Consider the following 21008-nt stretch of genomic DNA (forward strand, 5'->3'; position numbering starts at 1 on the left):
TTGCTTAATTACTGGGCGAATTTCCCAGCAACCAGTAAGAATAAAGGAGACTTGCCGTATGACAGCTATAGCAATCAGACAGTTGATGCCCGGTGAGGAGAAGCTGATCACTCCATTAATCCGCGAGGCGTTTGATATACATATTTCCGTTAACTATTCGGCGCAAGGGGTTATTGAATTCTACAGGTATATTGAACTTGCTGCCATCCGGAAGCGCATGCAGCAGGATCACGAGATATTCATCACCACCTCCGATCAGGGAGTTACAGGAATTATAGAACTGCGCAACAACAATCACATCTCGCTGCTGTTCGTGAAGAATGTGTACAAAGGAACCGGGATCGGCCGAATCCTGCTGCAGCATGCGGTTGACAAGATGAAGGCAGACGGGGTCCGGCAAATTACCGTGAATTCATCCCCGAATTCAATTGGTTTCTATGCTTCCCAAGGCTTTGTGCCGGTTGGTGAAGAGGAAGAAGAGCGCGGGATACGTTCGCTAAGCATGAAGCTCGATCTGGAGGGGTAATTGTATAGAAACCTCACACGGGATGCTCCATACGTCATGGATGTGGACGTTGGGGCATCTTTTTGTGTGCCGTCAGCAGGAATAATCTGGAGGGTTATCGAATAGTAGCGAATATCAACAAATTTCGACTTTTCAACTACATACATAAGCGGGGTATTGCACAATGAAAACATGGAAAAAAACATTGTTTCTGATCGTTACTTTTGGATTGATCTTCTTGCTTCCGTTATTCGGGAGTCTGGCGAAATGGCACGGATTGCCCCCCGGCTACGGCGACTTTCCTGCCCAAAAGGTGGAAGCGGACCCCGGATTCAGCCTGCTTTATTTCTCCCTGGCCTGTGTTGTTGCGCTGATCATTACGCTGGTTTTTGTATTCCCCCGGCTGTTTGGCTTCAAGAAAACCCCGGAGGCCCCACGGCAGAAGGGAGCAGCTACACCTTTTCCAGTCTGGTTCTGGTGGAGTCTGCCGGTCCTCGCGGTCAGCTGGTTTCTGATGTGGGCACGGCTTAAGCTGCATGTTTCCTTGGAGTATTACACGTTTGTTCCGCTTTGGTGGTCATTCATTCTGATTCTGGACGGACTGGTGTATAAAAGAAATAACGGGGCCTCGATTATCTCGCGCAAGCCCAAGGTAATGCAGCTGCTGGCTGTGGTCTCCTGCTTCAGCTGGTTTGCCTTCGAATATCTCAATTTCTTCGTACTCGAGAACTGGTATTATCCCAATAATGAAGTGTTCTCCAATTTCGGCAATGTGTTCTGGTTCTCCTTATCCTATACGACTGTTCTTCCGGCCATCTTCGAATGGTATCTGCTCCTGAAGACCTTCCGCTTTTTCCGTACCCGGTATAATAACGGCCCTAAACTGAAGGTATCCGGAGTCTTCCTGATCATTTATTATATCCTCGGACTGATCCTGGCATTTGGGATGGGTTATTATCCATACCTGCTGTTCTGGGTGCTATGGGTCGCGCTTGTTCCCATGCTGTCTGCAGCAATGGCGCTTGCCGGCTATTGGACGCCTTTTACACCGATTAAGAACGGGGACTGGTCCAAGGTCATGCTGGTTGGTCTGGCTACCGTATTCAACGGCTTCTTCTGGGAGTTCTGGAACTTTGGCAGTGAGTGGTTCCATGACGATGCCCCTACCAATCCGAATTATTGGAAATATTCCGTGCCTTATCTGGACAAGTTTCATATTTTCTCCGAGATGCCGCTTCTCGGATACTTCGGTTATTTATTCTTTGGGCTGAATTGCTGGATTATTTGGCTGATTGCCGCGTACGTGTTTAAATTCGACGCCGATATCGAAGTCACGGGAGAACAGAGCTAAAGGTGGAGTAGGAATGATTGTTAACGACAACTATCAGATACTGGAAACCATTTCAGATAATAATATAAAAGCGGTTTACAGATGCAGCGACGCTACAACCGGAGCAACAGTCATTCTAAAAGTATTAAAATCGGAATTTACCGGAGCCGAGGCGGTCATGCGCTTCAAGCAGGAATATAAGCTGCTTACAGAGCTTAGCCACACCGTACAGGGGGTCATCCGGCCCGTTAAGCTGGAAGAGCGGAACGGCTTGTATGTCATGGTGCTGGAGGATATCCACGGGCGTTCGCTCAAGAAGGTTCTGGCGGAGGAGAAACCCGGGCAGGAGGCGCTGCTGAAGCTCGCCGTCAAGGTTGTGGATATACTGGCTTCCATTCATGAGCAGAATGTGATCCATAAGGATATCAAGCCGTCCAATATTATCTGGAACCGGGAACAGGATATTGTGCAGGTGATTGATTTCGATCTTGCGGTGAAGCTGTCCAAGGAGAAACGGGAATTCCAGAACAGCGGAGTGCTTGAAGGCAGCCTGCTGTACATCTCTCCTGAACAGACGGGACGGATGAACCGCAATATTGATTACCGGAGCGATTATTACTCGCTGGGCGTCGTACTCTATGAGATGATGACCGGCATTAAGCCCTTTAATTCACAGGAAATGCTTGAGCAGATCTATTCCATAATTGCCAAAGAGGCTATTCCTCCCTATAAGGCAAGCGGGGGCCGTGTATCCAGCGGCTTGTCGGCTATAATTATGAAGCTTATGGAGAAGTCCTCGGAAGACCGGTACCGCAGCGCTCACGGAATCAAGGCGGATTTGAAGAAATGTCTGGCCGGGCATGAGGATTTCGTGATAGGTACGGAGGACCTCTTGAATACCTTCCGCATTCCGCAAAAGATTGTAGGCAGGCAGCAGGAGCTGTCCCGCCTGGAGGATGCTTTCCGCAGCAGCCTCAAAACAAGCTCGCAGCTGATGCTGGTATCCGGCGATGCCGGTGTCGGCAAAACGGCACTCGTCCATGAGCTGCACCAGACCATCAGCCAGGAGAAAGGGCTGTTCGCGGAAGGGAAATTCGACCAGTATAACAAGAACATTCCGTACAGTGCGCTTATCCAGGCCTTCCGGAGATTGATCAGCCAGCTGCTGGAGAGCCCGGATGAGGATTACAAGAGTTATATCGGCCGTTCGCTGAACAAGGCGCTGGGCGGAAACGGCAGTGTAATTACCGGGCTAATCCCTGAGCTTACTGCCTGGATCGGTGTTCAGCCGGAGGTTGAGCCGCTGAATCCTGCCGAGGAGACGAACCGCTTCTTCCTGACCTTTGCCAAGTTCGTGGAAGGGATCACCCATAATGACAAACCGCTCGTCCTGTTCCTGGACGATGTCCAGTGGGCGGATTACTCCAGCCTGCAGCTGGTGGAGAAGCTGGTGCTGGATAACCATCTGCAGAGGCTGTTTGTAATCTGCTCCTACCGGCAGAATGAAATTCATGAAGGGCATCCTCTGTTTGCCTCCATCGCCAGAATAGAGAAGAGCCGTGAGGTTTCACGCATCCACCTGAAGCCTCTGAACGAGGAGGATGTGCAGAGTCTTATCGCTGACACATTGTACAGCAGTAAGGAGAGAGTGCAGAAGCTTACCGGACTGATCTTCAAGCGGTCCAAAGGCAATTCCTTTTTCCTGACGGAAATTCTGAAGGATCTGCATAAACGCGGATTTTTTGTTTTTGATAAGCTGAGCGGGGAATGGAACTGGGATCTGGAGCGGATTGAGGCGCTGCCGGTCAATGAGAATGTCGTTGATTTCCTTGTGGGTCAGCTGCAGAATCTGCCTGCGGATGTCCGCAGGATCTTAATGTTAAGCTCGGCCGTCGGCAATGTATTCGATTACGGCATGCTTACCCTGATCGGTGAAGAACCGCCGGAGGTAATTGCAGCTGCCATCAGCCGGGCCGTACACGAGGAGTATATTCTTCCTGCGGACCACCGCTATGCCATATTCTCCGGGACGCTGAGTGAGGCAGGGACGGCACCGCTGCAGACGGAAATCCGGCTGAAATTTGCCCATGACCGGATTCAGCAGGCCTTCTACCAGATGCTTGACGCTGAGCGGGGGAAAAGGCTGCATCTTAGCATCGGACGTCTTCTGCTGAAGAATTATGGCAACGGGGATGCCGAGGACAAGATCGTAGATATTGCAGCACACATGAACAAAGGCCTGGAATTTATCAGCGAGCGCTCTGAAATTGAGGATGTGATTGCTCTAAATCTCCGTGCAGCGCAAAAAGCGAAGGCTGGCTACGGGTATGATTCTGCATTCATCCTGCTGGAGGCGGCAATAAAGCTGCTGCCGGAGAATTCTTGGCTGGCGGACAGGGAGCAGACTGCGGAGATCTACAGACTGTATGCGGAATGCGGTTATCTCACCCACCATGTAGAACAGGCGGATCAGGCCTGCAGCCTTTTACAGATACATACTACAGACAGAATAACACTCGCGGAAACTTACGAAATGCAGGCCAATCATTATATGTATCTGGGTATGATGCCGGAATCGATCGCTTCAGGCAGACAAGGGTTGCAGGCGCTGGGAATCCGGATTCCCGCCAAGGTAGGAATGGCCTCCGTACTGAAGGAGCTGCTGGTGATCAAGGCTGCGCTGCGGGGAAGAACACCAGAAGGGATTTTTACATCGCCGGAAATGAAAGATCCGGAGATGAAGCTGGTCATGCGGCTGCTGATTAATTTTATCCCGCCATCTTTTATTTCAGGTGAGACTTCGCTGTTTGGTCTTGTTGTCCTCAAAAAGGTCGGCCTGACCCTGAAATACGGCAACTCCCCCGAGTCGGCGCTTGCTTTTATCGGATACGCCATGCTATTGTCCGGCTTCGGAGATACCAGAGGGGCCTTTGAATTCGGGCGGCTCGGGATCAGGATTAATGACAAGTTCAATGATTTGCAGTGGAAAGGTGCGGCACATGTATTATATACGCTGTTCAGCCATTCCTGGACCGAGCCCTGGGATACGCTGCAGGACTGGTTCGGCACCTCGATTGAAGCCAGTCTGCGGACAGGGGATCTGCTCTATCTCGCCCATTCCGCATTCTATGTGAATCTCTGGAACCCGTCGATGGACATCGCGACTACGCTTCAGGAGAGTACGCGTACAATTTCTATGATCGAGAATACGAAATATAAGGAATCACTTGCCACAGCGCAGCTGGCCCGACAGTATTTCCGCAGTCTAGCAGGCGAGCTGCCGGACCGGACTTCCTTCAACAGTGAGTCATTTAGTGAAGAGGCCTATTTGAGCCAGCTGGAAGAAGCGCGGTATTATTCGGGAATTGCGATCTATTATATTTATAAAATGAAGCTGCTGTTCACTTATGAGAAACACCATGAAGCACTGGAGTATATCGATAAAGCCTACCCGATCATCGGAACGCTGGCCGGTTCTGCTTTTATGGAGGAGTTCGCCCTGTATACTTTCCTGAATCTGGCTTACGCCTATAAGGACTTAAGTGTGAACGGCAAACGCAAAGCCAAATCCAGAATGCGCAAAGAGTACGGGCGGGTCCGTAAATGGGCCAGGAATGCGCCGGGAACCTTCCGCCAGCATGAATATCTGATGAAGGCCGAATGGGCCAGAATCAGCGGGAACGATAATCAGGCAAGCCGCTATTATGATTTGGCGATTGAGACCAGTGAGCAAGGAAGCTTTGTACGCTATAAAGCGCTCAGCAATGAGCTGGCAGCCCGGTTCTATTATCATAAGGAGTTCAATGAGTTCGCCGCTTATTTGCTCAGACAATCCGTATACTATTATTCGGTCTGGGGCGCCAAGGAGAAGATCAGGTTCATTAACGAGCGTTACTCTTCCATTGTCAAAAAAATTAATACGAAGGAATTCCTCCATGGCCGGACGGTTACGGACTACACCGAGAGCATTGATCTGAATTCAATGATTCTCGCTTCCCAGGCAATCTCCAAGGAGATTGAGCTGAACAATCTGCTGGAAGCGCTCATGGAGATTGTCATCAAGAATGCCGGTGCCCAGCGGGGCTGCATTCTGATGACCTCCCAGGCGAATCTTCTGGTGGAGGGTGAATATAAAGCCGATGCTGATAGAATCTCAGTGGCTGTTCATGAATCGTCAAGGCTGGATAACCTGCCGGTCTCGATTATTAGACAGGTGGAGGAGAGCCGGGAGAGCCTGATTTACAATGATGCTTTTTCGGAGACACCGTTTGTGAACGATCCGTATATTGTGAAGCACCAGCCGAAATCCATGGTATGTATGCCGCTGATCAACCAGAATAAGACGATTGCGATTATCTATCTGGAGAATAACCTGGTTACCGGCGTGTTCACCAAGGAACGGATGAAGATCATTAATCTGTTATCCAGAGAAATGGTATTCTCACTGGAAAATGCCAGCCTCTATACAGAGCTGGAGCGGTCGGAAGAGAAATACCGTGAACTGGTGAACAATCTGCAGGACGGGGTATTCATTACCCAGGACAAGCGGTGTAAATATGTCAACGAAGCCCTGGCGCAGATGCTGGGGTATAAGATGGATGAGATGCTGGATCAGCCCTTCGAGAACTTCCTCAGCCCCTCCGAGAAGGAGAAAGTATCGCACTATTATGCAAGAAGGGTTGAAGGCAAGCAGGTGCCTGATGAATATGAGACCCGGCTTGTTCACAAGGACAAGACCCGTGAAGTCATCGTGATCCACAAGGTCATCCGGATCATGTATATGGACAAACCTGCCATTCAGGGGACCGTGAAGGATATTACCGAGCGCAAGAAGGCGGAAGAGGAGCTGCTACGGCATAAGGAGCATCTGGAGGAGCTCGTGGCGGAACGGACCAAGGAATTGGAGTTCAACAACGAGGAGTTGAACAAATATATCGGACTGATCGAGCAAATCTCGATTACCGACGAGCTGACCGGGCTGTACAACCGCAGATACTTCAATAAGCTGTTCCTGGACGAGGTAGAGAAGGCAGCTGCGTACAAACGGCATTTGACCTACCTGATGCTGGACATAGACTATTTCAAAAAATACAATGATACCTACGGCCATTACGAGGGCGATACCGTACTGCGGAGAGTCGGCCAGCTGCTGAATGAACTGGCTGAACGGGCGGACGGAGTTGCGTTCCGCCTGGGCGGAGAAGAGTTCGGCATTGTGGTGGCCGGGTTCACCCCTCAGCAGTCGCGGGAATATGCCGAAGCAATCAGAAGAAGCATCGCGGAGCTGCGGATTCTGCATGAGCTTAGCCCGGAATACGGAAGAATTACCGTATCCATCGGCGTAGCGGCCGTTCTTGTCGACGGACTCCGCGAGGAGGATATCTACAAGCTGGGCGATGATGCGCTCTATCAATCCAAAGCGGAAGGCCGCAACTGCGTCACGCTGTTCGAGCGGTAATGCAATGAAGTGTGGGCTGACCTGGTAGGCTATGATATGGCTGCCTGGGTCAGCCTTTGTTGTGTTCGGATTGAGGGTTTCGGCATGGTTTCTTGTTTTATCTAAAGTGGGAAATGATATTATTCATCTGTGATGGATAAGATACATTGAAATTTGGAGCAGATCTGTCCAAAGGATGAATATGATTTAATAATCCAATTCTTACAAGGAACATGTTTTAGACGCGAAAGGCAGGATGTCACTCGGTGACCGGTATGTCCAAAAACTGAATTGGGGCGCTCTACATTCTTTAAAAAGCGGTTCTGAGCCGCTTGCCCAGTGTGCGATCTGATTCGTACGTCTTGCTCGGGGGCTTAAGAGAACGATAGGGTAGATGAGCCAAATGTATGCGAAAAACCGAATACAATGTGCCGATGATAGAGTAGATGAGCCAAATGTATGCGAAAAACCGAATACAATGTGTAAGTGATAGGGACGATGAGCCAAATGTATGCGAAAAACCGAATACAATGTGCAAGTGATAGGGTAGACGAGCTAAATGTATGCGATAAACCGAATAGAATGTGCAAGTGATAGAGTAGACGAGCTAAATGAGGCAATGCCCCCGTTTGATTCACCTGTCAGAGTGATTATGCTGCTGGGCCATAGAAGCCGCTGTGTCAAAAGATTCATCCCCCGCATAAAGTATCTGGGCGATTGCCCAGCTGAGTTACAGGTTCACAAAACTTGAGCTTATGCAGCTTCCGGCGATCCGGAACGGGTTCTTCAATGCACATATGAGCAAAGGGTTTATTGTACAGCCGCATTGGCACACGAACGTCACGGAGATGGTGTTCGTCATCAGCGGCAAGCTGATTACCTCCTTGTTCGATCCGTTTACCCAGAAGCTGATGACCTATCATCTGAAGCCCGGACAGGTCTCCATCTTACCCAAAGGCTGGTTTGGCTAATTTCCCCGGAATATGCAGATACTTCTGTTATCTCAAACCGGGAGGCAGGATTATGGAGGAAGGAAAACAAGGTAGTCAGGTGAAGCGTGAGAAGGTGGAGAAGCTGGCGAGGCTGGATAAGCTACAGAAGCTGGAGAAGCCGCGGAAGTCCGGGAACCCGGGCAAAAAAGGATTATCAGTATGGCAGCTGACGATGCTCGCACTGGGGACCGTGGTCGGCGGCTCTTTCTTCCTGGGGTCTTCCGTGGCGATCCGGGCGGCTGGCCCGTCTGTGCTGCTGGCTTATGTAATCGGAGGGGGTCTGGTCTATCTCATCCTCTCCGCGCTGTCGGAAATGACGGTGGCGAATCCGGCACCCGGCTCATTCCGCACGTACACCGAGCAGGCGTTCGGCCGGGGAGCGGGATTCACGGTCGGCTGGGTATACTGGACAGGCCTTGTACTCGCGATGTCCAGTGAAGCGACGGCAGTATCCATCCTGTTGAGGGGCTGGTTTCCTGCGCTTCCGCTGGCGCTGGCGGGCTCGGGGATCATTGTTCTGGTAACACTGCTCAATCTGCTCGGAGCAGAACGGCTGGGCAAGCTGGAGAGCGGACTGGCTGCCTTCAAGCTGCTGGCCATTGTTGCATTCATCGTGATCGCGGTGGCTATAGTAGCCGGATTTGGAACTAGGGGCGAAGGCGCGGCTGGTATTCAAGTTGTGCGAGGCCAGAGCCTGTTCCCCGGGGGAATCGCCGGAATTGCGGGCAGCATGCTCATGGTGATGTTTACCTATGCGGGATTTGAAGTGCTGGGACTGGCAGCCTCGGAGACAGGCAATCCCGGAGTCACCATCCCCAGAGCGATCCGGCGGACGATCCTGCTGCTGGTCAGCCTCTATCTGGCTGCCATGATCGCATTGTTTCTGCTGCTGCCCCAGGCTCTGGTCTCTGAACAGATCAGTCCGTTTGTGTCTGCCCTCAGCCTGTATGGCCTCGGCTGGACCGGGACGGTGATGAATATCGTCCTGGTGTCCGCTATTTTGTCAACGATGCTGGCCTCCGTATTCGGCCTGGGCCGGATGCTCCGCTCATTGTCGGAAGAAGGGCATACTCCGGCCTGGATGCGGGACCGTACAGATATCCCGTACCGGGGCATCCTCATTTCCGGCGGTGCAATGCTGGCCGGGCTTGGACTGGGTATGCTTTTGCCGCAGGGAGTCTACCTGTTTCTGGTCAGCTCCGGCGGCTTCGCGCTGCTGTTCTCCTACTTCATCATCATGGCCAGCCACTACCGGCTGCGCCGGCGCCACGGAGGACCCTTCAAGGGCCAGCGCGGGTTACGCGGCTATCCGTACAGCTCATGGATTGCAATGGGAAGTCTGGTCACCATACTCGCCAGCATGCCGCTGATTCCGGGACAAGGGGGAGGTCTGGCCGCGGGAATTATGTTTGTTCTGGTCTTCTCAGGCATTTATGCGGTGGGGGCACTGCGTAAGGGGAGAGAATCCGGGCGCAGGCGGCAGCCCTCCCTGCAGGTTAAGGTGCCTGGAGGCAGAGCGCAGATGGAGGCTGCGGAGGAATGGACGGATCGTCATCAGGGACGGTTGGAGGAACGTCATAACCGCCCGGATCAGAGCGGCAGGCATTCGGGCCAGGGCGGGACAAAAGGCGGCGGCAAGCGGAAGTAGCGGTGGAGGTACGGAGCTCAGAACGGCTGCGCTCCTTTTTGGTTATGCAGGAAATTATGATATTCGTCTGCTGTGGATATAACGTGCATAATGCCCCGGATACTTTTCTTTGGAAATTGGAGCAGATCCGTTTCCTACTGAAGGAAGAACTTGTCCTTGTATCAGGGGTCCCACTGCATCCTCCAGAAGTCGGCAGCATGGTGAATTCAAAGGGATAAATCCCTCTAATTCCGCCGAAAGTGGGCTGTATGCGGAAATCAAAGGGATAAATCCCACTAATTCCGCCGAAAGTAGGCTGTATCCGGAAATCAAAGGGATAAATCCCTCTAATTCCGCTGAAAGTGAGCGGTACGCGGAAATCAAAGGGATAAATCCCTCTAATTCCGCCAAAAATGCCGCCAAATGCCGCCAAAAGGAGGAAATGAAGAGCAAAATTAGTGCACTTGATTTCACCGGGACTGCCTGGGGCTGGAAAGAATATGCTGCCTTCCGGGCGGGGGACAATCATCCGAACGCGTTTAACGGAACCGTGCTTCTCACTCTCCGCCAGCGGGAGTCAGCAACGATACTCCGTTGTTCATCAATGGCACGAATCTGCCGGCCAGCGCAGCAGCGGATTCATGACGGCCCTCCTTATTCCAGCGATAGGTCACCCCGTAGATTGACCAGCTGAGCAGGGTTGCAGCCGTTTGCAGTGTGCGGCTATCCGCTGTGCTGTCTACTCCGGACAGCAGCCTTTGCAGCAGCTGCTCCAGCTGCAGCTTAATATTCTCTTCAATAATCAGCGCCAGGGAATCATATTTCTTCAGGCAGTGATGGCTGGATTCGTGATAATCGCAAAGAGCGGCAACCAGTGTATAGAGCGTTTCCTCGGTCAAGGCTGCCTGGTCATCGATTTTGCGGAGAACAAGCTCCGTGAAGGCATCTGATAAGAACGATTCAAGCAGTGCGTATTTATCAGGGAAATGAGCATAGAATGTGGCCCGGTTAATCGTGGCTTTTCGCGTGATATCCTGTACGGTAATTGCATTGAAGTCCATGGTATTTAACTGCTCGGCAAATGAGTCCAGAATTAACTGGCGTGTCCGGATGACGCGCGGGTCGTTCGGGTTCGGTGAAAGTATACTGGGCATTCTCTATCCATGCTCCCTTCAGTAACTAATGCTTTATCTATTATAAACATCTGCGGCTGCGCCAACCAAGGTATCCCTGGATAACCAACAATATATTTTTCATTTCGCTTAAGCAACAGATGGTGCGGATTGTTGGTTGAATGGGGCAGGTGGCATTGCTAATATTGCATTCGTACCCCTTAACTGCGGGTGCCAAAATAATATTGGAGGTGCGGTTCATGAGTCATCCGCAGAACAATAATCATTCCATCCAAGCCTTGTTTCAGCCTTATACGATCCATCAACTGACCTTGCCGACACGAATTGTCATGTCGCCGATGGCCCGTGCCTTCTCGCCTGAGGGTGTGCCGGGACCCGACGTAGCCGCTTATTACCGCCGCCGTGCCGAGAACGGTGTCGGTCTTGTGATAACCGAAGGAGCCCTAATTGACCATCCTTCAGCAACCAGTGAGTCCAGATTGCCTAGGCTTTATGGGGAAGCAGCATTGAACGGCTGGGCGGAAGTGGTCAGACAGGTGCATGAAGCAGGGGGCAAAATTTTCCCGCAAATCGTGCATATGGGCATGATCCGGCCGAATGGTTCCCAGCCTAATCCGGAAGCCCTGTCCATCGGTCCGTCCGGACTGGATCTGGAGGGGAACAAGGCAGGCGAGCCGATGTCAGAGGACGAAATAGCGGATGTAATTCAGGCTTACGCGGCTGCAGCGCTTCATGCCAAAGAAGCCGGGTTCGATGGTATAGAGCTTCACGGAGCCCATGGCTTTCTGATCGATCAGTTCTTGTGGGCGAAGACCAATCAGCGGACAGACCGTTACGGCGGCGATCTGGTGAAGCGCGCCCGGTTTGCTGCTCAGATAGTCGAAGCTGTACGTGCTGCGGTAGGTCCGGATTATCCGGTAGCCATGCGTCTGTCCCAATGGAAAATGGGCGATTACGCTGCCAGACTGGCGGACACACCGGAACAGCTGAAGGACCTGCTGGGCGTTCTGGTGGACGCCGGGGTAGATATCTTCCACTGCTCAGTACGCCGTTTCTGGGAGCCCGAATTTGCCGGCTCGGATCTAAGCTTTGCCGGCTGGGTGAAGAAGCTGACAGGCAAGACGACCATTACCGTCGGGGCGGTTGGCATGGACAGTGATCCCGCCGAAGGGGAAGGACAGGCTCATCCCGGACTGGAGGGACTTGTGGAGCGGCTTAGCAACAATGAGTTTGATCTGGTGGCCGTGGGCCGGGCGCTGCTCGGAGATCCAGCCTGGGCGGTCAAAATCCGTGAGGGACGGCTGAGTGAGCTTCAGGCATTTACCCCTGAATCGGTGGCCGCGCTCTCCTGACGATAGCTTGTCTAAACGAAAAGCAGGCCAAAGGTACCCGCCCTTGACCTGCTTTTTGTATCTCCTGCTGCTATAGAAGCGTTATTCCGTGCTTACTTCGCTTCTTCAAGCTTTTTGGTAAGGTCCTTGTACTGTTCCAGCAGCCCGCCCAGTGCGTGCTTGACCGCACCGGCATCTTTGGATTCTACGGCTTCAGCCAGTGCAGCCTGTGCCTTGAAGAATCCGTTATCTTCTGTCATCTGGAGCAGAGCCGGGGCTGCAGCAGCTGTTATTGAGCCAGAGCCTGTGAGTTCGGCGGACGAGAGGCTGTCAGGTGCTGCAAACACGGCGAAATCTGCAGTGGATGAAGCCGTTGTTCCTGTAGCGAAGGCACTGAGGGTTCCGTCTGTTACGACAAGCTGAAGATCGGCTGACGGCGCTGAAACGGCAAGGGAAGGTGTTACTGCTGCTGTCAAGGCTACAGGTGTGGCCAGTTGCACGGCTGGAGCGGTAACTTCTCCTGTTGCATCCAGGGTAAGCACCTGTACATTAAGGCGGATGGCCTTATTGTATCTGCTGAGCGTGTCGGTCCAGTCCTGAACGGTTTCCGGCGCGTAGCGTTCTGCAAGGTCCAGCAAGTCTGGAATACGTGCAGTAATCAGGATACTTCCCTGCAACGGGGCTGAGGCTGCACTTAAGGTAACGGCGGCGTTCCCGGCCTGTGGCGGCGTGCGGTCTGCATCGGCGAACACCGGGGTTGCGATGGAGGACAGCAGCAGGGTGGAGAGGGCCATTCTTCTCAAGATTAAACGGTTCATGAACTAACACTCCTTATGGGTGAGGTTTGTCTTACAGCTCCCAATATAGCGTTCTACTGTGGCAGGAAATTGGTGGCTTTGTGGAAAAACAATGGCAAGGCCCTACCGCCTCCGGCAGCTTGTTATAATGGAGCAGACAAAACTGTGGAGGGCTACGATGAACAATCAAACGGTCATTGCCGTTGTGGACGATGATGAGAATATACGCAAGCTGGTCGAGGCTTATTTACATAAGGAGAATTTCCGCACGATTGGCCTGGGAAGTGCCGAAGAAGCCTGGGCCCTGTGGACAAGCGATCCTCCCGGCATGTGGGTGCTCGATATCATGCTTCCGGGGATGGACGGGTATGAACTATGCAGGCGCATCCGTGATGAAGCAGAGGTGCCGATCATTATGATCTCTGCCAAAGATAATGAAGTCGATAAAATACTGGGTCTTGAGCTGGGCAGCGACGATTATCTGGTCAAGCCGTTCAGTCCCCGTGAGCTGGTGGCCCGGATCAAACGGCAGCTGGAAAGGTGGGAACGGCTCCAGCAGCCTCAGCCCGCAGCTGCGTTGCCTTCCCCTTCAGGCATAGAGCTGGGCGGACTGCTGCTGCTTCCGGAAGAAAGGAGGTCCTTCTGGCACGGATCAGAGGTGGAGCTGACGAGTAAGGAGTTCCTGATGCTGAAGGTTTTTGCCGGACATCCAAACCGGGCGTTTACGCGGGAAGAGCTGCTTGGTTATGTCTGGGGGGATGATTATTTCGGCAGTGACCGCGCAGTGGACCATCTGATCAAACGCATCCGCAAAAAAATAGACGGCTTGCCGCTGGAATCGGTCTGGGGACACGGCTACCGGATGAGAGAAGGGCAGGAATGATGAATATGCGGATGAAGCTAAACGGGCAGATGAAGAAGCTGAAGCTGGTGCATCAGATCAACTTCGCCTTCGGATTGTCTCTGCTGCTTGTCCTGTCCATCACGGGAGTGATGATACATTTCGTACTGATGGATCATTTCATCGGTAAGGAACAGGAGGGATTGCGGACGCTAGGCGCAACACTGACCGCCAGCATGCAGCAGCTGCCCGCCGCAGCAATAAGTGCAGTCCCAATTGAAGAAAATAAGTTGTTTCCGGTTCAATATGCTACGCTTTCCAGCGGAGTACAGGCCATTGTGACGGATCAGCAGGGGAAGGTGGTGTCGGGCACCCTCCCGGCGATACCCGGACAGGCACAGGCAGTTACCGGCATAGCTGCAGTAGAGACAGGCAGCCTGCAGAGCTTATGGGACGGCAACGACCCGCGTTATCTGGTGCAGGTAAATGCGCTTCCCCAAGGCAAGCTGACCCTGCTGACCCCTGTCAGCAGAATCAAAGCGATTGAGCAGGCACTGCTCAAACGTCTGATTCTTGTCTTTGCCGCCGGTGCAGCCGTGATGTTCCTGTTCAGCCTGTTTATCACAAGGAAGCTGATTGATCCGCTGATCAGCCTGCGCGAGGAACTCAAAAAAGTGAAAAACCGCCGGTTTGCCGACGTGAATCTGATCCGGGCGGGTGGGGAGATCGGTTCTGTGGCCCGGACCTTATACGAAATGGCCGGAGAATTGCACAGGTTCAACCGGGTACAGAAGCAATTCTTCCAGAATGCCTCGCATGAGCTGAAATCACCGCTGATGTCGATATCCGGTTATGCGGAGGGCATCAGGGACGGGATATTTGAAGGTGAGGATGTCCGTAGAGGGCTGGATATTATCCTGGGCGAGAGTGGACGCCTGCGGGACCTGGTGGGCGAAATGACGCTACTGGCCAAGCTGGACAGCGAAGAGGATATATTCCGGGCGGTAGAATGCGATCTGGAAGAGCTGCTCTCAGAGGCGGTAGAACGGATCAATCCGCAGCTGGCTGCAAGAAAGCTGTCGCTCAAGACTGTAATCTCCGGAGACCGCGGGCTGATGCTGAGGGCTGACCGTGATAAGCTGCTGCAGGCACTGCTGAACGTATTATCCAATGCTGCGCGTTATGCAGACAGGAAGATTGATGTCCATGGCTATGTAAGCAAGGGACTGATCACATTAACAGTTTCGGATGACGGCCCCGGCATTCCGCAGGAGCTGCTGCCCAGTCTGTTTCACAGGTTCGTCAAAGGGAAAAATGGTGATTCCGGGCTGGGTCTGGCCATCTCGCGCGCCATCGTGGAGCGCTGCGGCGGTAAGATTACCGCCCGGAACTGCCCGGAAGGCGGGGCCGTCCTCACGTTTGAATTTCCATCCGCAGCCGGGTAATAGCTGCCGGCAGACAAAAAAGTGGCGTTTTATAAGTAGAGTCTATAAATAGATTCTATAAGTAGAGTCAGAGCATATCTCTTGTTATTGGAAGATCGCCGCTTTGCGCTTTTAGTCATTTGCAGCTTGTTTTAATACTCGCCTTAGTCTACTGATTTTCTAAGCTGGAGAGCAAAGCGATTGGAACAACGGTCCGTTCACGCAGCGTCCTCTCAAGTGCATACATTGTTCTTACTCAAAAAAAGGGGGTGTCCCGGAAGCCACTATAAGGCTTACGGGACACCCCCTTAGAGTGATGTCTAATGTTTTAATATTCGTTGAACATTGCAGCGATTTCGTCGTAGCCGGTCGTTTGAGTCAGCGCCAGGGAGAGCAGAATCCGTGCTTTTTGCGGCACCAGACTGTTGCAGGGAATGGAATTGGCGGACAGGTCAATGTAGGAGTCCTTGAGCGTAATTCCGCTTGAGATCCGCGAGCAGCGGACCACAGGGATGTTATTGTTCTTAAGCTCGCCGACTTTATCTATCCACGGCTTGCTGTAGATGCCTCCGCCTGCTCCGGCAATCACAATGCCCTTGGAGATCGTGGCGAGATAATCCAGGATGCCGGGATCGGCGTCGACATGGAAGTAGGCTACGGATACTTCCGGCAGTCCGGTCATGGCCGATACATCGAATTGTGAAGCAGTCGTATGTCTTTTGAGCGTCCGGGTATAGAAAAAGGCATGACTGTCGCGCATGTAGCCCAGGCAGCCGAAATCACGCTCATCGAAGGCATTAGCCTTGAAGGTGTTCACCTTCTGCACATCCCGTCCGCTGTAGATGCCCTCGGCGAAGACAACCATCACGCCCTGTCCGGATGCATCCGGATTGGCTGCCAGTGCAACGGACTGATACAGATTGAGCGGACCGTCGGCACTGATTGCCGTTGCGGGGCGCATGGAGCCGGTAATGATCACCGGTTTGTCGGTCTTGATCACCAGGTTCAGGAAATAGGAGGTCTCATCCAGGGTGTCGGTGCCGTGGGTAATTACGAAGCCGTGCACATCCTCCCGGAGGGCGAGCGTGTTGATGTACGCAGCCAGTGTAAGCCAGTGTTCGCTGGTGATATCTGCACTGCAGAGATTGCTGACCTGCACGCCGGCACAATTGGCAAGCCGTTCCAGGTGGGGCACACTATCCAGCAGATCCTGCACGGGCAGGGCACCGGGTTCGTAGTTCAAGGTTTTATGCGCTTCGCCGCTGCCGGCAATGGTGCCGCCGGTAGCCAGAATAACTACATTTTTGAGGCTGGGATTATAAAATGGGGATGCTGTGAAGTTCACTTCAGGTGCTGGAATAATCATAGATCGTTTCCTTTCAGGTCGAATCAGAATGAAGGCTATGGAATTACATTGAATGTATTATAACATACGATTTCAGGGGACAATGATCTGTTTTTACTCCTGTTTTTCTCTGCAAATAATTAGTCAATAAGTGCATGCCATATTAAGGTATAATAAGTAAAAATATAAATGGGAGGATATGTATGTTCACGGTAGAGGAAGTAGCACAGGGAGTGTGGGCAGCGATTGTTATTCCGGGCCGGGGCGCGGTAGGCAATGCGTCCATTATAGATCTTGGGGATACCACAGTCGTGGTGGATACCTTCAGCCTGCCCGGGGCAGCGAAGCTTCTGCGGGAAACGGCTGAGCAGCTGACGGGGAAGCCGGTCAAATACATAGTGAATACCCACTATCACGGGGATCATCATTACGGGAATATGGAGTTTGCCGACTGTGTCATCATTTCCACGGAGCTTACCCGTGAAGTGCTGACAACGAATGGTCCGCCTGAGCTTGGGGAATGGCAGGAAGGGCTGCAGAAGCAGATTGAAGCACTTCAGGAGGCTCACAGTACTGCTGTGGACACCCGCCTGCAGGCAGCGCTGGGATATGAAATATCGGAAAAGCAGGCCCTGCTGGAGGCAACGCCTGCGATCCGCAGAGTAACAGCTGCTGTGACATTCAAGGATACGCTTGATATCCACGGGTCAGAGCGGTCCATACAGCTGTTTACATACGGCGGCGGCCATACCTGCAGCGATGCCATGGTATATATTGCTGACGTTAAGGTGCTGATTGCCGGGGATCTGGTGCTGAACCAATCCCATCCGGCTATGCTGCACGGTTTCCCTGAAGCATGGGCTTTAATCGTGGAACGGATTGGCCGCGAGATTGACTTCACCCGGCTGATCCCCGGTCATGGAGGGGTTGCCGGACGTGAGAGCATCGCTGAAATGTTAAGTTATCTTCAAGAGATCCAGGCGTATGCCGCAGCGGCTGCCCGGAGCGGGGAGAACGCGGATTTCTGGTTAGCTAAGGGAATTCCGGCACCATTCGATACATGGGAGGGCTCCCATATCTTTGAGTGGAATTTCCGCTGGCTGTACGATACATATACTCATTCCTGAGAAAAGAGGAGAACATTATGCTGAAGCTGGATGGCCGGGACTATGCCCTGGCTCTGCCGCTGTTAAGTCAAGTGAAGATCAACACCCTGTTCGCCGAAGCTGTACTCAAGGGCCAGACTACCGGCATTGTTTATGTGGATAATGTGCAGAACCCCCATACCTTTTATGTGGCCCATGATTACGGGATGTCGCTGGTCTATGGGGATTCGGGCAATGAGGCGTTTAACCGGAGCTTATATGATTATATTACCAACAAGACAGGGGACAGGCAGTCTCCGGAATGGCTGCAGGGTGACCCGGCAGGAGGCTGGTCTCCGCTGGTGGAGTCCATAATTACTGAGCATAACGCACTGTTAAATGCGGTCGAGCCCGGTCCTGAAACGGCTGATACACGGAAGATACACACCCATACCAGAGTGAATTTCACCTTTGACCCGGAAGTCTACCACAGTGCGAAGGAGCAATGGTTCCGGCGGGATGCAGTAATTGTTCAGATGACTGCCGGGCTGTTTGACGGGCAATCAGGTGCTGTGATTCCGCGCTATTTCTGGAGAGATGCAGAGCATTTCCTAAGTACAGGCATAGGATACACCCTGCTCAGGGAGGGGGAGAGCGCCTCGAGTGCGTTCTCGGCGTACCGTACAGCAGATCAGCTGGAGATTGGGATTGAATCGGCAGCGGGCCACCGGGGGAAGCATTTTGCCTTCTCCGTATGTTCCGCACTGATTGATTACTGCCTGGAGCACGGGCTGGAGCCGGTGTGGGGCTGCCGCCTGGAGAATGAGGGTTCTTACAGACTGGCTCAGAAGCTGGGCTTCAAGCCGTCGCTGTACATCCCGTATTACCGCTTGGCCGAGTGAATAACAGATTCAGCAGAATAACATATCAATTGTTTAAGTTTTTAACCGATCAATCAAAAGAAGCAGCGGCAGTCTTAGACTTGATAAATAAAGTCTTAGACTGCCGCTGCTGTTGTTAAATAAACGTTTCCCGTTAGTGTCATGACCGAATCAATCCATTTCCTTTAAAAGCAGTGCTTCAATAGCTGACTGTATTTCAAATGGTTCCGTCGATGTTTCGTATCTATCATGTACTTGTCCGTTCCGATCGATCAAAAACTTAGTGAAATTCCACTTGATCCCATCCCCAGTGTATATGTCAGGATAATTTTCTTGCAGAAATTTCTGCATCCATTCACCGTTCGGATTTCTTGTATCAAAGCCTTGAAATGGCGCTTGCTTCGTCAAAAATTGAAATAATGGATGAGCGGTCTGACCCCTAACATCCACTTTCTCTAATAACGGAAACGTCACTCCAAAGTTCCTCTCACAATATTCCTGTAATTCCGAGTTTTCCCCTGGCTCTTTCTCATTGAATTGGTTGCAAGGAAAACCGAGTATTTCAAACCCCTGCTCACTGTAACTTTCGTAAAGCTTCTGAAGACCAGCGAATTGGCGTGAATAACTACACATACTTGCAGTGTTGACAATAAGGAGTACTTTTCCAAGGTATATTGACATATCAAGGGTATTACCATTGATTGTGTTTACTTGAATATCATAAATAGACATCAGAACATTCCCCCTTCGTTAGTATTATATAAATACATAGTATGATGTAATATCTTATTGGTCTAATATATAAATGTAATTAAATCTATAGGAAAAACCAATGTGAATCTAACACTTTATTTTTCAGTCTAGAACTTTATTGATTTTTAACATCAATCCAGAGAAGAGTGCCCGGTGGCGTTCTTTTTTATTGAGTTTTACACAGATAATGATTATCATTATCGCTGTAGAGCTGATATTCTGCAGCCAGCCGCATCTGCTGCGGTCTGCATTACAATATAACACTATATAAGAAATATAAGAACGGAGGAATACGTATGGAGCGGGAACAGCTGCTGGAGGGCAGTCTTCATCCGGAAGGCGGGCGGTTTAACCTGGCAGCCGTCCGGGAATATATAGCGGAGCATTATCATGAACCGCTGTCCATTGATCAACTGGCAGGCATGACAGGATTGCGGCCGAAGTATTTTGGTGAATTGTTCAAAAAAACGTTCGGACAGAGCACGATGGACTATCTGACAGAGCTGAGAATCAGCCGGGCCAAGCAATACTTGCAGGAATCGGAATATCTGCTCCGTGAGATCGCTCATAAAGTCGGCTACAGCGATGAATTCTATTTCAGCCGCAAATTCAAAAAGGAAACCGGAGTCCCTCCTTCGTCGTTCATCCAGCAACATAAACGGAGGGTTGCCGCCTGCTCTGCAGCTGCGGTCGGGCAACTGCTGGCTCTGGATATTATCCCGGTGGCCGCTCCGCTGGATTCCAAATGGACTTCCTATTATTTTAACAAGTATTACGACCGGATTGAAACACATCTTAGGGTAGACCTGATGGACCAGGAGCTTGAGCGGGCTAAGCTGATCAATGCCCGGACGGAGGCAATTATCGGCCACGATGCCTGGGATTCGGCATGGGAGGAGCATCTGCAGCGCAATAGCCAGAACCTCTTCATCCCCCGCGAACAGGACCGCTGGGATGTCCAGCTCCGGGAGATCGCTGCTTTTCTGGGCAGGGAACAGCAGTGCAGCCAGTGGCTGCAGCAGTTTGAACACAAAGCCCGCCATGCCAGAGAGCAGGTGGCCGCCGCCGCGGGTGAAGAGAGCTGTATGGTGCTCCGCCTATACGAAGATCAATTGCATGCTTACTGCAACAGGGGAATCCGTGATGTGATCTATGGCGAACTTGCCTTGAAGCCGGCATATACCGGCTCCGGTACGCTGTATAATGAGCCGATTTCGCTTGCGGAAGTCAGATTGCTGAATCCGCAGCGGCTAATGCTGATCATCTGTCCTGATTTTGCCACGAGGCGGCATTGGTTGTCCCTGCAGCACAGTGAGAGCTGGCGTAATCTGCCGGCAGTACAGTCAGGCAAACTGGACCTGCTCCCCTCTGATCCCTGGTTCGAGTACTCGGCGGTAGCACTGGACCGGATGCTGGAGGAGGCCGTTCTGATGTTTACAGGAAATAGTCCAAGCCAGGAACAGGAAACTGTCCATGGTTACCCTTCTGTTTATCCTCTATAATCCCTAGTAATGAGAATGATTATCA

15 protein-coding genes are annotated in these 21008 nt (G+C 51.9%); 11 read left to right on the forward strand and 4 right to left on the reverse strand.

All coding sequences use genetic code 11. The annotated features are described in order from the left end of the window. The first annotated feature begins 58 nt into the window (after positions 1-58). The 5 genes from NSU14_RS10065 to NSU14_RS10085 all read left to right on the forward strand — a co-directional run bounded on the left by NSU14_RS10065 (position 59) and on the right by NSU14_RS10085 (position 9912). Entirely contained in the window at positions 59-526 is a 468-nt protein-coding gene (locus NSU14_RS10065; protein ID WP_052421936.1) for a GNAT family N-acetyltransferase, read from the forward strand. A 163-nt stretch (positions 527-689) separates the two neighbouring features. Beyond that, complete coding sequence (locus tag NSU14_RS10070) at positions 690-1856, forward strand: small-conductance mechanosensitive channel (RefSeq protein WP_076243288.1); 1167 nt, start codon at positions 690-692, stop codon at positions 1854-1856. A gap of 13 nt (positions 1857-1869) precedes the next feature. Then, positions 1870-7293 carry a diguanylate cyclase gene (locus tag NSU14_RS10075; RefSeq protein WP_340944516.1) on the forward strand — a complete coding sequence of 1808 codons (5424 nt, stop codon included), beginning with the start codon at positions 1870-1872 and terminating at the stop codon, positions 7291-7293. Between the two features lie 734 nt (positions 7294-8027). After that, entirely contained in the window at positions 8028-8243 is a 216-nt protein-coding gene (locus NSU14_RS10080; RefSeq protein ID WP_340944518.1) for a cupin domain-containing protein, read from the forward strand. Between the two features lie 52 nt (positions 8244-8295). Beyond that, positions 8296-9912: an amino acid permease gene (locus tag NSU14_RS10085; RefSeq protein ID WP_340944520.1), complete on the forward strand. Its 1617-nt coding sequence runs from the start codon at positions 8296-8298 to the stop codon at positions 9910-9912. Positions 9913-10448: 536 nt separating this feature from the next. On the opposite strand, the gene NSU14_RS10090 is transcribed toward NSU14_RS10085, so the two are convergent. Beyond that, the gene (locus NSU14_RS10090) at positions 10449-11045 is read right to left on the reverse strand and encodes a TetR/AcrR family transcriptional regulator (protein WP_076243286.1); all 597 of its coding nucleotides are present in this window, start codon (positions 11043-11045) and stop codon (positions 10449-10451) included. A gap of 218 nt (positions 11046-11263) precedes the next feature. On the opposite strand from NSU14_RS10090, the gene NSU14_RS10095 reads away from it, so the two are divergent. Continuing rightward, positions 11264-12376 carry an NADH:flavin oxidoreductase gene (locus NSU14_RS10095; RefSeq protein WP_340944523.1) on the forward strand — a complete coding sequence of 371 codons (1113 nt, stop codon included), beginning with the start codon at positions 11264-11266 and terminating at the stop codon, positions 12374-12376. Positions 12377-12468: 92 nt separating this feature from the next. Here NSU14_RS10095 and NSU14_RS10100 read toward each other — a convergent pair whose 3' ends face one another. Further along, a complete protein-coding gene (locus NSU14_RS10100) occupies positions 12469-13173 on the reverse strand; it encodes a hypothetical protein (RefSeq protein ID WP_076243284.1) in 705 nt (234 codons plus the stop codon). A gap of 157 nt (positions 13174-13330) precedes the next feature. Here NSU14_RS10100 and NSU14_RS10105 point away from each other — a divergent pair, with 157 nt between their 5' ends. Then, on the forward strand, positions 13331-14035 hold the full coding sequence (locus NSU14_RS10105) for a response regulator transcription factor (RefSeq protein WP_076243283.1): 705 nt from the start codon (positions 13331-13333) through the stop codon (positions 14033-14035). After that, complete coding sequence (locus tag NSU14_RS10110; RefSeq protein WP_340944528.1) at positions 14032-15438, forward strand: sensor histidine kinase; 1407 nt, start codon at positions 14032-14034, stop codon at positions 15436-15438. The genes NSU14_RS10105 and NSU14_RS10110 overlap by 4 nt, the downstream gene beginning before the upstream one ends. A gap of 307 nt (positions 15439-15745) precedes the next feature. Here NSU14_RS10110 and NSU14_RS10115 read toward each other — a convergent pair whose 3' ends face one another. Then, on the reverse strand, positions 15746-16783 hold the full coding sequence (locus tag NSU14_RS10115) for an asparaginase (protein WP_042138440.1): 1038 nt from the start codon (positions 16781-16783) through the stop codon (positions 15746-15748). A gap of 182 nt (positions 16784-16965) precedes the next feature. Between NSU14_RS10115 and NSU14_RS10120 the strand changes: the two genes are divergently transcribed. Continuing rightward, positions 16966-17889 (forward strand): MBL fold metallo-hydrolase, encoded by a 924-nt coding sequence (locus tag NSU14_RS10120; RefSeq protein WP_052421934.1) that lies wholly within the window; start codon positions 16966-16968, stop codon positions 17887-17889. 17 nt (positions 17890-17906) lie between these two features. Then, complete coding sequence (locus NSU14_RS10125) at positions 17907-18749, forward strand: GNAT family N-acetyltransferase (RefSeq protein ID WP_340944531.1); 843 nt, start codon at positions 17907-17909, stop codon at positions 18747-18749. 150 nt (positions 18750-18899) lie between these two features. Here NSU14_RS10125 and NSU14_RS10130 read toward each other — a convergent pair whose 3' ends face one another. Continuing rightward, positions 18900-19460 carry a glutathione peroxidase gene (locus NSU14_RS10130; RefSeq protein ID WP_336101870.1) on the reverse strand — a complete coding sequence of 187 codons (561 nt, stop codon included), beginning with the start codon at positions 19458-19460 and terminating at the stop codon, positions 18900-18902. 317 nt (positions 19461-19777) lie between these two features. On the opposite strand from NSU14_RS10130, the gene NSU14_RS10135 reads away from it, so the two are divergent. After that, positions 19778-20983, forward strand: a complete 1206-nt coding sequence (locus NSU14_RS10135) for a helix-turn-helix domain-containing protein (protein ID WP_340944534.1) — start codon at positions 19778-19780, stop codon at positions 20981-20983. Positions 20984-21008: the final 25 nt, after the last annotated feature.

Source organism: Paenibacillus sp. FSL R10-2771 (assembly GCF_038000205.1).
GTDB lineage: Bacteria > Bacillota > Bacilli > Paenibacillales > Paenibacillaceae > Paenibacillus_AQ > Paenibacillus_AQ phytohabitans.

Bases quoted from the DNA above. Each gene is read 5' to 3' on its own strand.
- NSU14_RS10065 (WP_052421936.1), top strand. From the start codon at position 59: ATGACAGCTATAGCAATCAGACAGTTGATGCCCGGTGAGGAGAAGCTG.
- NSU14_RS10070 (WP_076243288.1), top strand. From the start codon at position 690: ATGAAAACATGGAAAAAAACATTGTTTCTGATCGTTACTTTTGGATTG.
- NSU14_RS10075 (WP_340944516.1), top strand. From the start codon at position 1,870: ATGATTGTTAACGACAACTATCAGATACTGGAAACCATTTCAGATAAT.
- NSU14_RS10080 (WP_340944518.1), top strand. From the start codon at position 8,028: ATGCAGCTTCCGGCGATCCGGAACGGGTTCTTCAATGCACATATGAGC.
- NSU14_RS10085 (WP_340944520.1), top strand. From the start codon at position 8,296: ATGGAGGAAGGAAAACAAGGTAGTCAGGTGAAGCGTGAGAAGGTGGAG.
- NSU14_RS10090 (WP_076243286.1), bottom strand. From the start codon at position 11,045: ATGCCCAGTATACTTTCACCGAACCCGAACGACCCGCGCGTCATCCGG.
- NSU14_RS10095 (WP_340944523.1), top strand. From the start codon at position 11,264: ATGAGTCATCCGCAGAACAATAATCATTCCATCCAAGCCTTGTTTCAG.
- NSU14_RS10100 (WP_076243284.1), bottom strand. From the start codon at position 13,173: ATGAACCGTTTAATCTTGAGAAGAATGGCCCTCTCCACCCTGCTGCTG.
- NSU14_RS10105 (WP_076243283.1), top strand. From the start codon at position 13,331: ATGAACAATCAAACGGTCATTGCCGTTGTGGACGATGATGAGAATATA.
- NSU14_RS10110 (WP_340944528.1), top strand. From the start codon at position 14,032: ATGATGAATATGCGGATGAAGCTAAACGGGCAGATGAAGAAGCTGAAG.
- NSU14_RS10115 (WP_042138440.1), bottom strand. From the start codon at position 16,783: ATGATTATTCCAGCACCTGAAGTGAACTTCACAGCATCCCCATTTTAT.
- NSU14_RS10120 (WP_052421934.1), top strand. From the start codon at position 16,966: ATGTTCACGGTAGAGGAAGTAGCACAGGGAGTGTGGGCAGCGATTGTT.
- NSU14_RS10125 (WP_340944531.1), top strand. From the start codon at position 17,907: ATGCTGAAGCTGGATGGCCGGGACTATGCCCTGGCTCTGCCGCTGTTA.
- NSU14_RS10130 (WP_336101870.1), bottom strand. From the start codon at position 19,460: ATGTCTATTTATGATATTCAAGTAAACACAATCAATGGTAATACCCTT.
- NSU14_RS10135 (WP_340944534.1), top strand. From the start codon at position 19,778: ATGGAGCGGGAACAGCTGCTGGAGGGCAGTCTTCATCCGGAAGGCGGG.